General features: G+C 60.1%; 12 protein-coding genes. 3 read left to right on the top strand and 9 right to left on the bottom strand.

Annotated features, from left to right (window positions below):
* Window positions 1-224 precede the first annotated feature (224 nt).
* The 5 genes from thpD to KEC16_RS17220 form a co-directional block, all read right to left on the bottom strand.
* Window positions 225-1,121 carry an ectoine hydroxylase gene (gene thpD / locus KEC16_RS17240; RefSeq protein ID WP_211551231.1) on the bottom strand — a complete coding sequence of 299 codons (897 nt, stop codon included), beginning with the start codon at window positions 1,119-1,121 and terminating at the stop codon, window positions 225-227.
* A 17-nt stretch (window positions 1,122-1,138) separates the two neighbouring features.
* Window positions 1,139-1,534: an ectoine synthase gene (locus KEC16_RS17235; RefSeq protein ID WP_211551229.1), complete on the bottom strand. Its 396-nt coding sequence runs from the start codon at window positions 1,532-1,534 to the stop codon at window positions 1,139-1,141.
* 2 nt (window positions 1,535-1,536) lie between these two features.
* On the bottom strand, window positions 1,537-2,808 hold the full coding sequence (gene ectB / locus KEC16_RS17230) for a diaminobutyrate--2-oxoglutarate transaminase (RefSeq protein ID WP_211551227.1): 1,272 nt from the start codon (window positions 2,806-2,808) through the stop codon (window positions 1,537-1,539).
* Window positions 2,809-2,812: 4 nt separating this feature from the next.
* Window positions 2,813-3,301 carry a diaminobutyrate acetyltransferase gene (gene ectA, locus KEC16_RS17225; protein ID WP_211551225.1) on the bottom strand — a complete coding sequence of 163 codons (489 nt, stop codon included), beginning with the start codon at window positions 3,299-3,301 and terminating at the stop codon, window positions 2,813-2,815.
* 472 nt (window positions 3,302-3,773) lie between these two features.
* Complete coding sequence (locus tag KEC16_RS17220) at window positions 3,774-5,039, bottom strand: MFS transporter (RefSeq protein WP_211551223.1); 1,266 nt, start codon at window positions 5,037-5,039, stop codon at window positions 3,774-3,776.
* A gap of 232 nt (window positions 5,040-5,271) precedes the next feature.
* On the opposite strand from KEC16_RS17220, the gene KEC16_RS17215 reads away from it, so the two are divergent.
* Complete coding sequence (locus tag KEC16_RS17215) at window positions 5,272-5,514, top strand: CDGSH iron-sulfur domain-containing protein (RefSeq protein WP_211551221.1); 243 nt, start codon at window positions 5,272-5,274, stop codon at window positions 5,512-5,514.
* 58 nt (window positions 5,515-5,572) lie between these two features.
* Here the strand turns inward: KEC16_RS17215 and scpC are convergent, their stop codons facing one another.
* The 4 genes from scpC to KEC16_RS17195 all read right to left on the bottom strand — a co-directional run bounded on the left by scpC (window position 5,573) and on the right by KEC16_RS17195 (window position 11,186).
* Entirely contained in the window at window positions 5,573-7,084 is a 1,512-nt protein-coding gene (scpC, locus tag KEC16_RS17210) for a succinyl-CoA:acetate CoA-transferase ScpC (RefSeq protein ID WP_211551219.1), read from the bottom strand.
* Between the two features lie 18 nt (window positions 7,085-7,102).
* Entirely contained in the window at window positions 7,103-7,582 is a 480-nt protein-coding gene (locus KEC16_RS17205) for a phosphate-starvation-inducible PsiE family protein (RefSeq protein ID WP_211551217.1), read from the bottom strand.
* A 180-nt stretch (window positions 7,583-7,762) separates the two neighbouring features.
* Entirely contained in the window at window positions 7,763-9,067 is a 1,305-nt protein-coding gene (locus KEC16_RS17200) for a hemolysin family protein (RefSeq protein WP_211551215.1), read from the bottom strand.
* Between the two features lies 1 nt (window position 9,068).
* A complete protein-coding gene (locus KEC16_RS17195; protein ID WP_211551213.1) occupies window positions 9,069-11,186 on the bottom strand; it encodes a hypothetical protein in 2,118 nt (705 codons plus the stop codon).
* A 228-nt stretch (window positions 11,187-11,414) separates the two neighbouring features.
* Here KEC16_RS17195 and KEC16_RS17190 point away from each other — a divergent pair, with 228 nt between their 5' ends.
* Complete coding sequence (locus KEC16_RS17190; protein ID WP_211551210.1) at window positions 11,415-11,729, top strand: hypothetical protein; 315 nt, start codon at window positions 11,415-11,417, stop codon at window positions 11,727-11,729.
* A gap of 349 nt (window positions 11,730-12,078) precedes the next feature.
* The gene (locus KEC16_RS17185; RefSeq protein ID WP_211551208.1) at window positions 12,079-13,200 is read left to right on the top strand and encodes a hydrogenase small subunit; all 1,122 of its coding nucleotides are present in this window, start codon (window positions 12,079-12,081) and stop codon (window positions 13,198-13,200) included.
* Window positions 13,201-13,204: the final 4 nt, after the last annotated feature.

Here is a 13,204-nt window from a genome sequence, read left to right as displayed (position 1 = left end):
CATTCCTGAACCTGTCATCAGAGTCGTCCTCAAGCAAAGTTAACACCTTTGCTCTCCACTCTTTCCGGGCAAGTCCAATCCGCAATTGGTCTTTCTGGATAGACACCTATGTTTTAACCAGAACCGTCGCTGTCGTCGCAAAAGCAACCGGAGCCTTTTGATTACATCAGCCCCAGCGCCTCGCGGGAACGCCGCCGGCCCGACACGGATCAGGGCGCATCGTTTCAGTGATGCCCCCCGCCCCCCGCCACTGACGTGAAATCCCGACTGCCCAAGAATTCCGGCCGCGGAGAATGGCCGCTAAACGGCTCTTGCGGGATATTTTCAACGCTGTTGTAAACGAAAAACACATTCGAACGCGGAAACGGCGAGATATTGCCGTTCGATCCGTGCATGACATTGCAGTCAAACAACAATACCGATCCGGCCGCCCCCTTGGCTTGGATCAGGCCATAGCGGTCCACCAGCCAGCGCAACGCGTCGGGATCGGGCACCCCCAGTTCCTGGGCGGCCAAGGACTGGCGGAAATGGTCTTGCGGGGTGTCGCCGACACAGCACACGTAATGACGCTGCGAACCGGGGGACACCATCAGCGGGCCGTTGAATTCATTGTTCTCGGTCAACGCCACCGAACACGAGATCATGCGCATGCGCGGCACCCCGTCTTCCACATGCCACGTCTCGAAATCGGAATGCCAGTTGAATTCCTTGCCTTTGAAACCGGGCTTATAATTGACCCTGGACTGGTGGATATAGACGTCGGAGGCCAGCAATTGACGGATCCGATCGACGATGCGGTCATCCTGGGACAACCGTTTTAGCGTGTCTCCGCTTTGGTGCACCTGAAACACCGAACGCACTTCCTGCGTTCCCGGCTCGACAATCACGTCGTCACGCGTCGAGCCATGCAAGCTGTCACGGATCTGGCGCATTTCACCCTGGAAGGCCTTGGTTTCCTCGGGGCTGAAAAAGCAGGGCAGGAACAGATAGCCGTTCTGGTCGAAGAAGGCGATTTCCTCGGCGCTCAACGGCCCGCTGCCACCGGCATAAACCACAGGATCGACGCGGTCGATGATGGCGGATTGGTTTCCTTGACGCGACGGATAGAGATCCCGGCTCATGGTTTTCCTCCTTATTCTTATTCAGCCGCGTCTTCGACCAGGGGATAGACGCCGTTCTCATCATGGGTTTCACGCCCGGTCAGCGGCGGATTGAACACGCAGACCATGCGCATCTGGGTCTTGGCCCGCAGCAAATGGCGGTCGTGCTGGTTCAACGCATAGACCATGCCCGCCGTGATCGGATGCACCACGCCATCGGCCAGGGTTTCCACCTCGCCTTCGCCTTCGATGCAGTACACCGCCTCAAGATGGTTCTGATACCAGATGTGGGTTTCGGTCCCGGCATGGATCAGGGTGTCATGCAGGGAATAGCCCATGCCGTCCTTTTTCAGCAGCAGGCGCCGACTGCTCCAGGTTTCGGCTTTGACTTCGTTCTCGGTGCCAACGGTGTCGGCCAGGGATTTGATGATCATGGTCAGGCAGCCTTGGATTGCTTGGGGGATTGAACCTTGGCGATGACGCGGGCAAGGGTTTGCAAGCCTTCGCTCAGGGTCTGATCGTCGATGGTCAAGGGCGGCATCACTTTCAGGACTTCCGATTTCGGCCCCGAAGTCTCGATGATCACGCCGGCGGCGAAAGCGGCACGGGCGACAGTCTCGGCCATGCCGTCAACCGTAAAGACCATCCCCTGAATCAAACCACGGCCGCGCACTTGGCCGATCCGGTCGGGATTATCCCGGGCGATGCGTTCCAACGCGGCGCGGACCAGTTGCCCCTTGCGCAGGGTTTCCTTTTCGAAGGCGTCATCGGCCCAGTAAGCCCGCAATGCTTCCGCCGCCACGACGAAGGCGGCGTTGTTGCCGCGAAACGTCCCGTTGTGCTCTCCCGGTGCCCAGTGATCCAAATGCGGCGCCATCAGGGTCAGAGCCATGGGCAGGCCAATGGCGCCGATGGATTTGGACAGACAGATGATGTCGGGCTTCAGGCCGGCAGCCTCGAAACTGAAGAACGGACCGGTGCGACCGCAGCCCATCTGGATATCATCGACAATCAGCAAGATATCGTGGCGGCGACACAATTGTTCCAGCTTTTGCAGCCACGCGACGCTGCCGACATTGATGCCGCCCTCGCCTTGCACGGTTTCGACAATCACCGCCGCCGGCAAATCAATGCCCGAACCGCTATCGGCCAGATAACGCTCGAACACGGTCAAGGTATCGACGCCGTCACCGTGATAGCCACAAAACGGCATGTGCAGGGTGTGGCTCAGGGGCACACCGGCGCCACCGCGCTTGCTGCCGTTGCCCGTCACCGCCAGCGAGCCCAGGGTCATGCCATGAAAGCCGTTGGTGAAACCGATGACCAGATGACGCCCCGTCACCTTGCGGGCCAGTTTCAACGCGGCCTCCACCGCGTTGGTTCCGGTCGGGCCGGGAAATTGCAAACGGTAATCCAGGCCGCGCGGTTTAAGGATCAAGCTGTCAAATGCTTGCAAAAAGTCACGCTTGGCGGCTGTGGCCATATCCAGGGAATGCAAGATGCCATCAGCGGACACGTAATCGATCAGCACTTTTTTCAGCCGCGGATTATTGTGCCCGTAATTCAACACGCCGGCGCCGGCGAAAAAATCGATATAGCAGTTGTTGTCTTCGTCAAAGATAAAGTGCCCGGACGCCTTAGTGAAAACGGCGGGAAAATCACGGATATAACTACGAACGGACGATTCCAAGGTTTCGAAGGTCTTCATGCTCTCATTCCTTTTGGCTGGGGAACGGGCCGATCCTGAACAGATCTTCGCCCTCGTGTTGGTCGGGAAAGCTGTCGGCTGAAAGCCACGGCGTGATGCTCAGCTTGACCTTGCCGTCACGGGCAAAGCCGGAAAACAGCGCCCGGCTGGCAAGGTTGGATGATGTGATGGTGGTTTCCAGCCAAGCAGGTTCATTTGACCGGATCAGCCACGCCAACAGCGCCTTGCCCAGGCCGCGCCCACGATGTTCGGGAGCGATCGCGATCTGCCACACGAACAAAGTATCCGGCAAGGTACCCGGCCGATCCGCCAGACGATAGCCGACGACGATTCCCGCCAATCCGTCATCGTCTTCGGCGACGACACAGGTGTCGCTCCAGTTCTGGCAGGCCATCAGATAGGCATAAGGGGAATTGACGTCCAGCCCGCCCCCGCGTTTGACCAGGGACCAGATCGCGCCACCATCGGCGACCACGGGAGGGCGAAAGCGCACCGACTGCGTTCTCTTCGCATTCATCGGCGACCGCCAGTGCCGCACAAATGTACCAACGGTACAGATACCGGCAGAGAAACAATAAAAACATAAATCATACAGAATACTACTCGAATCACACCTGTTATGTGCGACGAGCACCTCATGTTGTTATAGTATTATGAGGGTTATTTTTCTTCTGATCAGAGTCAGAGCCCCCTCTTGGCTCGGCAATAACAACACAACAACAGCTCGATTTCAACCTTTTAGGCCAAAAAAGATTCAAGTCAGTGTTTGTATATTGATTTTTAAGAAAAAATATGGCGCTGAACAGAAGCCAATTCACCCAAAAACACAGGCGACATCACCCACGATTCCATTCCAAGAAATCGCTTGAACACTCAATCAATGACCCAATGTCAAGAAATTGCATCCCGGCTTTCTCAGGCCAGAAAATCAACTCAGTTGAGGCGAAATGACAGCGAGAAAGCGGCTATTTCAATGTGCTTTCTGTCATCCCCATGACGCTGTCTTGATCGACACGCGGATCAAGACTGACAACCATTGGCGTGGTTCGCGGCATGGCGGTGAATGGCCCTTGTTCTTGCGCGGGAACACAGGGCTGAACGCGCATCCGCCACACTCCGAACAAGGCGGCCATCGCGGCAATTCCACAGCTGGAAAGCGGCAAGCCGACCGCCCCCCATTGTGCCATCGCCATCGATGCCAGAAACGGCCCAAGGGCCGCTCCGGCGGAATAGAGCAAAATCAAGCCGCCCCCCGCCGCCGCCATGTCGTCAGGTTCCAGATGATCGTTGGTCTGGGCGATGCTGACCGGATAAACAGCGAAGGTGAGCCCGCCCAAAAACACCGCCGCCACCAGCACCGCACCAAAGGCGCCATCCGGCAAAAGCGCTGTCCCCAGGCCGGCGCAGACCAGGGCGGCGAACAACCCGACTAAAACGGTGCGGCGGTCAAACAGATCCGACAGCCACCCCAACGGCCATTGCAGCAAAACGCCCCCCAGAACGGCGGCGCCCATGAACTGCCCCGCCTGCTCGGCGTCATACCCCAGCTTCAAGGCGAAGACCGGCCCCAATCCATACAAGGTTCCGGTCATCGCCCCGCTTGCCGCGGCGCCGACGACGCCAAAGGGCGATACCGCGTATAATTTGCGCATTGAAAAAGATTTCATCCGTGGCAAGGGCGGGGGCGTTTGCCGGGTCAGCGCCACCGGCACCAAGGCGACCGAAAGGCAGATCGACAAGACAGCGAACATGGCGGTCCCGCCCATACCGGGCAATCCCAGCAGGAACTGACCGGCACCATAGCCCCCGTACAGGCAAATCATGTAAAGCGCCAAGATCTTGCCGCGATTTCCAGCCTGGGCGGTCTGGTTAAGCCAGCTTTCCACGCAAATCAGCAGCCCGGCCATGCAATAGCCTTCGACGACGCGCAAAATCCCCCACCCGACGGCCGTTTCGGTCAGCACATGCCCCAAAGTCGCCGCCGACAGCAGCGAGGTGAAGACGGCGAAGGCGCGGATATGCCCCACCCGCGACACCGCCCGCCCCGCCGTGACCGACCCCAAGATGGTCCCGGCGAAATAGGCCGTCGTGGTCAGGCCGATCAACGCGGCGGAAACACCGGCGCCGTCCAGACGAACGGACAAAACCGTGGTCAGCGCCCCGGCGCCGCTCATCATCAAAACCACACCGAGCAGCAAGGCGAACAGGGAATACAGGGGAACCGGAATCATGGCTTCTCCTTCAGCGCGCCCCCGTTCAAGCAAGGGGCAACTTTTGGAAATCATGGACGCGGATGGATGGAAGGCTTGGTCACCATAGCATGAAGCAAGCCATCAAGGGCGGCGGAAAAGCCATTTTCCCGAAACCGGCCCCGCACGGCATTGCATGCCGCTTTTTCACTGTTTTCTAAAATAGGAAAAGGTAGCTTGGTTGGAGATCCGTTCACCACACCGAGGTCACGTCATGTCCAATGCCATTATCGCCGGCAAAGAGCCGATCACCTTGGAAGTCAAGGCCGGCGAGACCTATTACTGGTGTCGCTGCGGCCGCAGTTCCAAACAGCCGCTTTGTGACGGCGCCCATCAGGGCACCGCCATCGAGCCGATGGCGTTCAAGCCAACCGCTGACATGAAGGTTCGGTTCTGCGCCTGCAAGCAAAGCAAGAAGCCGCCATTTTGCGACGGCGCCCATCTCGACCTGAAATAGGCCGGACCGCGCTTGCAAAAAGCCCCCGCCGTCAAACCGGCGGGGGCTTTTCTTTGGTTTATTCGGCCGCCTTGGGCTCCACCGGGCGCATGCTGCCGCGTTCCTGCACCGCCATGTGCCAAGACAGCGCCTTGGACAAAACGTGCGGGGTATGGCCGCCCAGGGCTTCGGCTTCGCGCACGTAGTCGCGCAACGCGTCGCGGTAGATCGGGTGGACACAATTCTCGATGATCAGCTTGGAACGTTCGCGCGGGGCGAGGCCGCGCAGATCGGCCAAGCCTTGTTCGGTGATCAGCACATCGACGTCATGTTCGGTGTGATCCACATGGCTGGCCATGGGGACGATGGACGAGATGTCGCCGCCCTTGGCCAGGGATTTGGTGACGAACACCGCCAATTGCGAATTACGGGCAAAGTCGCCGGAACCGCCGATGCCGTTCATCATCTTGGTGCCGAGAACGTGGGTCGAGTTGACGTTGCCATAGATATCGGCTTCAAGCGCGGTGTTGATGGCGATGATGCCCAGGCGGCGGATCACTTCCGGGTGATTGGAAATCTCTTGCGGCCGCAACACCAGACGCGACTTGTACTTGCTGATGTTGTTGAGCACATAGCGGTGCTTTTCCGGCGACAAGGTGATGGACGAGCCCGAGGCGAACAGCAGCTTGCCGGCATCCATCAGATCGAAGGTGGAATCCTGCAACACCTCGGAATACATGGTCAGATCATGGAAATCGGAATCGATGAAGCCATGCAGCACGGCGTTGGCGATCGAGCCGATACCGGCCTGCAACGGCGCCAGGCTGGAGCCCATGCGGCCCGCATTGCGCTCGGCCCGAAGGAAGTCGATCAAATGGCCGGCGATCTGCTTGGTTTCCAGGTCGGGCGGCTGCACCGAGGCCGACGAATCCAACTTTTCCGTCACCACGATGGCGGCGATGCGCGACGGGTCGATGGGAATGGTGGTCATGCCGATGCGGTCGTCGGGACGAACGATGGGAATCGGCTCGCGGTGCGGGCGACGGCTGGGGATATAGATATCATGCAGGCCGATCAGATCCAGGCTTTGGGTCAGGTTCAGCTCGACGATGATCTTGTCCGCCAGCAGCGCGAACGTGGCTGAATTGCCGACCGAGGTGGTCGGGATCAAAGCGCCCGATTCGTCGATGGCCACCGCCTCGATCACCGCCACATCCACCGGCCCCATCTGGCGCGAACGCAGCAATTCCACCGTCTGCGACAGATGCTGATCGACAAACATCACTTCCCCGGCATTGATCGAGGCGCGCAAGACCGGATCGGCCTGAAACGGCAGACGCCGCGACAACGCATGCGCCTCGGCCAGGGTCTTGTCGACGTCGCTGCCGAGGGAGGCGCCGGTCATCAGCGTGATCTTCAAACCATCGCGTTTGGCTCGTTCGGCCAAGGCCATGGGCACCACCTTGGCGTCACCGGCACGGGTAAAACCGCTCATGCCGACGATCATGCCGTCCTTGATATGCATGGCCGCCTCTTCCGGCGACACCACCTTGGCCCACAGGGATTTCAAGCCAATACGATCACGATACATGGACGTGTTCCTTTCGGGTCAAGTGTTGTTCTTGTTATCGTCGCCAATCAGTCGGTGGGCGATGGCCACCGCCAGCAATCCGGCCAGCAGCAGGCCGTATTGCCAGACCCCTTGCCAATCCCCCAACGAGACGTCGCCAGCCACCGCCTGGACCGGACGAATGATCAATTGGCGTAAGAAGGTGATCATCGCCACTTCGAGGAAGACCCGCAGATGAAAGCGGTTGGTGCGAACATAATCAATTTCCGCCGAAATCAACGCCGACAAAATCCAGACGATGAACAGCACGCCCAAGGCATGCAAAAAGCCGTGGGCCAATTGATCTTTTTGAAACGCAACCCACGCCTCGGTGCCGAATTCCCACACCACCATGGCACTGGCGACCACCAGGGCCACCGCCAGAACCACATGCAGCAAACCGTTAAAGGCCTTGAGCGCACGAATCAAAAGATGTTCCAGCCGAGTGGTCGGCACGGGAAGAGAGGTCGGCAGGGACATGATGATCCGGGGAAAATTGAATTAATATTACGATAATCACATGATCGCCGAAACAGATGCGCCGTTTGCGCATGCGGCCATGACAAAAAAAAAGGCACCCGCTTGTGGCGCCTTGGCTTATTGTTGCTGTCGTCGGGGCGATTAAGCTCAATCGCGCCGGCAAAACCCGCCGGCGGGGGATCAGCCGCCGTCTTCGTCCTGACGGCTGATCAGCACCTTGTCGATGCGCCGCCCATCCATATCGACCACTTCGAAGCGCCAGCCCTGCCAGTGAAAGAATTCGCCGGCAGTGGGGATATGCCGCGATTTCGACAACACGAAGCCGGCAACCGTATCGTAATCGCCATCATCGTCTTCCATCACCCGGCAAGCCAGACGGTCGCGGGCCATGTCCACCGCCACCGATCCATCCACCAGCCATGATCCATCCTGGCGCTGGACGATGGCGCCGTCGTAATCCTCGCCATGTTCGGACATGCCGCCCAAGATCGCCGCCAAGATATCGGCGGCGGTGACGATGCCTTCGACCGAACCGTATTCATCCACCACCAAGGCCAGATGAATGGATGAATGCTTCAAGGCGTCGAGCACTTGCAGGGCCGGCGAATTGTCATGCACCACCTCGACCGGCATCACGGCGGCGGCAAGATCGATATCTTGTCCGCCCAGGAACTGGTTAAGCAAATCCTTGGCCTGAACCACCCCCAGCACATCTTCGGCATTGCCGCGATAGACCGGCAAACGCGAATGCGGGCTGTCTTTCAGAACCTGGGCGATGCGAGCGCGATCCCAATTGAGGTCGATGGACACCACTTCGTTCCTTGGCGTCATGATGCCGCGGATACGGCGATCGCCAAAGCGCAGAACCCCGGCCAGCAATTCCTGTTCTTCCGGCTCGAACACCCCCGACTGGGTTCCTTCGGCGATCATCGCCTTGACCTCTTCCTCGGTCACCGTCTGATCGTCGGATTTCTGAATCCGCAGCACCGACAGGGCCACCCGGCTGGAGCCTTCCAGCAACCACACCAACGGCGCGGCGATGCGCGCCACCATGGTCATCGGCCGGCCGATGGCGATGGCCACCGCCTCTGGATTGGCCAAGGCGATCTGCTTGGGCACCAACTCGCCGACGATCAGCGAGGCGTAGGTGATGGCGCCAACCACCACGGCGATGGACAAGACCTCGGCCACCGGATCAAGCAAGGGAAAGCTGTTCAGCCAGGCTTCCAGATGGGCGGCCAGCGTCGCCCCCGAATAGGCGCCGGCCAGAATGCCGACCAAGGTGATGCCGATCTGCACCGATGACAAGAAGCGTCCTGGATTTTCCGCCAAGGCCAAGGCGGCCTTGGCCCCCTTGCTGCCATCGGCCGCCCGCGCCGCCAGCCGGGCCTTGCGCGCCGAAACGATGGCCATTTCCGACAAGGCGAAGCCGCCGTTCAGAATCACCAGGAAAACGATAACGGCAATCTCGAAAAATAAAGACATGTCAGGGGATGAACCTATCGAACAGGCCGAAACGCCAAGCGGCGACAAAGCCACCCGCGATCAGGGCCAACAGCATCGCATATTCGCCCCAGGGGCGTCTTTTCTCGGCAAAGGGATCAACCAACGACCGTTCCGCCCCTTCCGGCAAATGCGCCACCGCGGTCAGCGAGCTGCCGAAGGGAATGTTGATGGTGGCCCGCGCATTCACCGCCCAGCCGGCGGCATCCAAGATAGGGGCAAGATTGCGATGGCGCAACTTCATGTAGGCGATCAGCATGGACGGCCCCGACACCACCATGACCAAGCCGACCAGGGCCACGGGCATTTGCCACCAGCTCAAATGCAGGAATCCGGTGACCACCGAGGCGATGGCGGTCCCGATGGCGCCAACCGCCAATCCCAAGGCCGCGAAGATGCCGGCGAACTTGCCGGCGTCGAAACCGTCCTTGGCCGGAGCGGCGGCCGTCGCCGGGACCACCACCTTGCTGGCGACCTTGGTTTGCAGATCGGTCTCCACCGCCTTGGCCTTGGCCGCCGCCAGCTTTTCCAGCTGAGCCCCGATAAAACGGCTCAGTTGTTTGTAAGGGGACCAAAACGCTTGGCGCAGGCTGATGGGATGTTCGACGATCTTGATGATGGCCGCATCCCAGTCCCGTCCCTGGCGGTCATAGAAAACGCCATTGCGTCCGATCATCAACTGATCGGAATCGCCCGCGGTGAAACCGGCCATGATGGTCATTTTTTCGTCCGCGCCGCGGCGGGTGCACTGGCAATAAACCAGATAGATGCGCGACAGCGTCGCCACGGCGGCGTGCTTGGCGGCGTCGGCCACGCTGAGGCACAGATCGGCGCTGCGGCCGTCCAAATAAAGCGATCCAGCCTGGAACACGGCATAGTCCTGGCGGGCATAGAACTCTTTGAAACTGACGAAATTGTTGACCAGCCGGAACAGATGGGTGCGCAACACCAACAGCTTTTCCAGGGCGTCGATGGCGTCAGCCTCGCTTTCAAACAGTTTGTCTTGGGCAACCAATTCGGACAAGGCCGCCTGGGCATCGGACTGGCACAAAGCCCGTATCCGCTCGTCCCCCAGCCTTTCCACCCGAGTCTCGGGCTTTTTCGCCAACCAGTGACCATGGCTGACAAAACGAGCCTTCAACTCGGTCCATTCGCTTTCCGACAAGGACAAGCGGTCGTTGGCGACCAAGCGACGGAAATTGGCCATCGCCCCTTCCCAGGCGGGATTGACGCCGCGCAACAAGGGCAGATCCGCCTGCGGGTATACCGACGCCAGCGGCAACGGCACCAGAGCGGCGGCGGTCTCCACCGCATTGGCGCCAATCAGCGGCTGAAAGATTTCCACCGCCGGGTTGACGGTTTGGGCGGCGGCGTCGGAATAGACAGCCATGCGGCAGCGCAGGAAGAAACCGTCGATCTTGTCGCGCAAGGCTTCCAACGCGGCGCCGGCTTGCGGCGAAACGGCGACGTCGCTGCCTGTATCCAGCCAATCACCATAGGCGCCGATCTGGGCAAAGAAATTGTCGATCTTGTCCTGGCCGATGCCGGGCGCCCCCGAACGGTCCTCTTCGCTGCCTTCGCAGGTCATGATATCGGTGATGACGGCGCGCAAATCCGCGTCTTCGGTCACCTCGACCGGGATCACGCCGTCGCCGTTGAAACGGGCCTGGGCGAAAAGACGGCCGCTATCGCGCGTATCTTCCAGGTCGATAATCTCGGCCTCGGCCCGGCCCAAATCGCTCAGCAGCCGCCGGGCCGAAGCCAGAATCCGTGCCCCTTCGACGCTATCGTCATTGATGGAGCGCAGGTTCAGCGATGACCCCGGCAACACCAATTCGTCGCCATTCTTGAGCACAAGGCGCAACCATCGCACCGCCGCAAGGATTTCATTGGCGCGGATACGGCCATCATGGTCGATGTCCAGCACGTCCAGGGCGCGGGCATCGAATTCAATGCCCGTGGTCGGGCAGGCCAGCGCCACCCACAATTTCTGATCCAACTGGTCCAAGGCCAGCAGGTCGGCGCCGGTCTCGATCCGAACTTGATCAAACCCACCAGCGCGGAAAAAGCGCCAAGCATGTGGCAAAGCGGGAACGGTCACAGATGGCCTCCATCCAAATCCTCCGATGAAGGCTACCCCGGACCGTCGCCAGCGTCCATATGCCTGCGCCCCCCGCCCTCTAATTCAGCAGAACGGCAACCACCATCAGAGCGCCCCGATCCCGGCTCAATTTCGCCATCTTGCGCCCGTATCCTTTTTTCGTAACGTAAGAGGGTACGGGGCGCTGGAATGCAGCCACCGCCGCTTTCTCCCTGGAAAGGAACACTCATGTCCTCAGTTTCCCGTATTGTCGCCCTGGCCATGGCCGCCAGCCTGAGCTTCGGCTCTCTCGCCTATGCCCAGGCATCCGATGCCGCCAAGGACAACCGCGCCCCGCGGGCGGAAGATCGCCTTGACCGCCGCGACGAACATAAAGACCGCGTCGACGACCGCAGGGACGAGCGCAAGCAAGACCGCCTTGACCGCAAGGACGACCGCAAGGACCGCGTCGACGACCGCAGGGACGACCGCCGCGACAAGCGCGATGACCGTAAAGACGATCGTCAAGATCGTCGCGACGACCGCAAGGATTCCAAGAACTAACCCCAAACGCGCCGCGCCAAAAGCCGGTCCGAGGAAACTCGGTCCGGCTTTTTCTTTGACCTTATGAAAACAATTTAACCATGTATGGAAAGCACCCTTCCACTTAAGCCATTCTCCCCACCCGCGAAAAAAACGCTGAACAAGGCGCAATAGGGCGGTTTCCGCCGCCTAAAGCCACCTGTGCAATGCAGCATTTCCTACCCGATAGAGTTGGCACGGTCCTTGCGGAACTATTCTCCAGCCATAATGAAAACAAGAATGGCGGGAGGCAGACACCGCGGAACGACCCTAAGGTCGTCCCTGCCCCCACCATTCGGCCGGATGAGCCTTTAGAGAGGTGGGGATTAGGATGTACGACGACAGCGCCGCCAAATTTGAAACCGATGTCGAGACCCGTTTTGGCGTCTCGCGCCGTGATTTCATGAAATTCTGTGCCGCCATGGCCGCCACCATGGGCTTGCCCAAGGGCGCCGATGCGCAGATCGCCGAAGCCATCACCAAAAAGGAACGCCCCTCGGTGATCTGGCTGCATCACCAGGAATGCACCGGCTGCTCCGAATCGCTGTTGCGGTCCGAGCATCCGACCCTGGAAAAGCTGATCCTTGACATCATCTCGCTGGATTACCACGAGACCTTGTTCGCCGCCGCCGGCCATCAGGCCGAAGCCGCCCGCAAGGCGGCCATGGAAAAGAACAAGGGCAAGTACATCTTGGTCGTCGAAGGCGCCATCCCCATGAAGGATGGCGGCATCTACTGCAAGATCGGCGGCCAGACCTCGTACGAACTGACCAAGGAAGTGGCCGAGCACGCCGCCGCCGTGGTCGCCGTCGGCTCCTGCGCCTCGTGGGGCGGCATGCCGTCGACGCCGCCCAACCCGACCGGTTCGACCGGCGTCGGCGAGGCCTTGGGCCGCAAGGACGTGGTCACCATCCCCGGCTGCCCGCCCAACCCCTACAACATCTTGGCCACCATCGTTCACTTCCTGACCTTCGGCGCCCTGCCCAAGGTCGACGAATTGGGCCGCCCGACCTTTGCCTATGGCCGTCTGATCCACGACAATTGCGAACGCCGCTCGCATTTCGACGCCGGCCGCTTCGCCCTGGAATTCGGCGATCCCGGCCACCGCAAGGGCTATTGCTTGTACAAGCTGGGCTGCAAGGGCCCGGAAACCTATGCCAATTGCCCGTCGATCCTGTTCAACGATGTCGGCTCCGGCTCGTGGCCGGTGGGCACCGGCCATCCCTGTATCGGCTGCACCGAAAAGCATATCGGTTTCGAAAAGCCCATCCATGCGCTCGCCACGCTGAAGACCAACCCGCCGACCAGCTATCCCCGCATCGTCGAGGAACAGGGCGCCGGCGCCACCATCGCCTCCGCCGCCTTGGTCGCCGGTGTCGCCGGTCTGGCCATCGGCGCCGGCATGAAGATCGCCGGCAATCTGGGCAAAAGCGAAACCAAGGACGGCGAGTGATCCC

Source organism: Magnetospirillum sulfuroxidans (genome assembly GCF_018224925.1).
In the GTDB taxonomy this organism is placed as follows: Bacteria; Pseudomonadota; Alphaproteobacteria; order Rhodospirillales; family Magnetospirillaceae; genus Magnetospirillum; species Magnetospirillum sulfuroxidans.
This window is presented reverse-complemented; position numbering and strand designations above follow the sequence as displayed.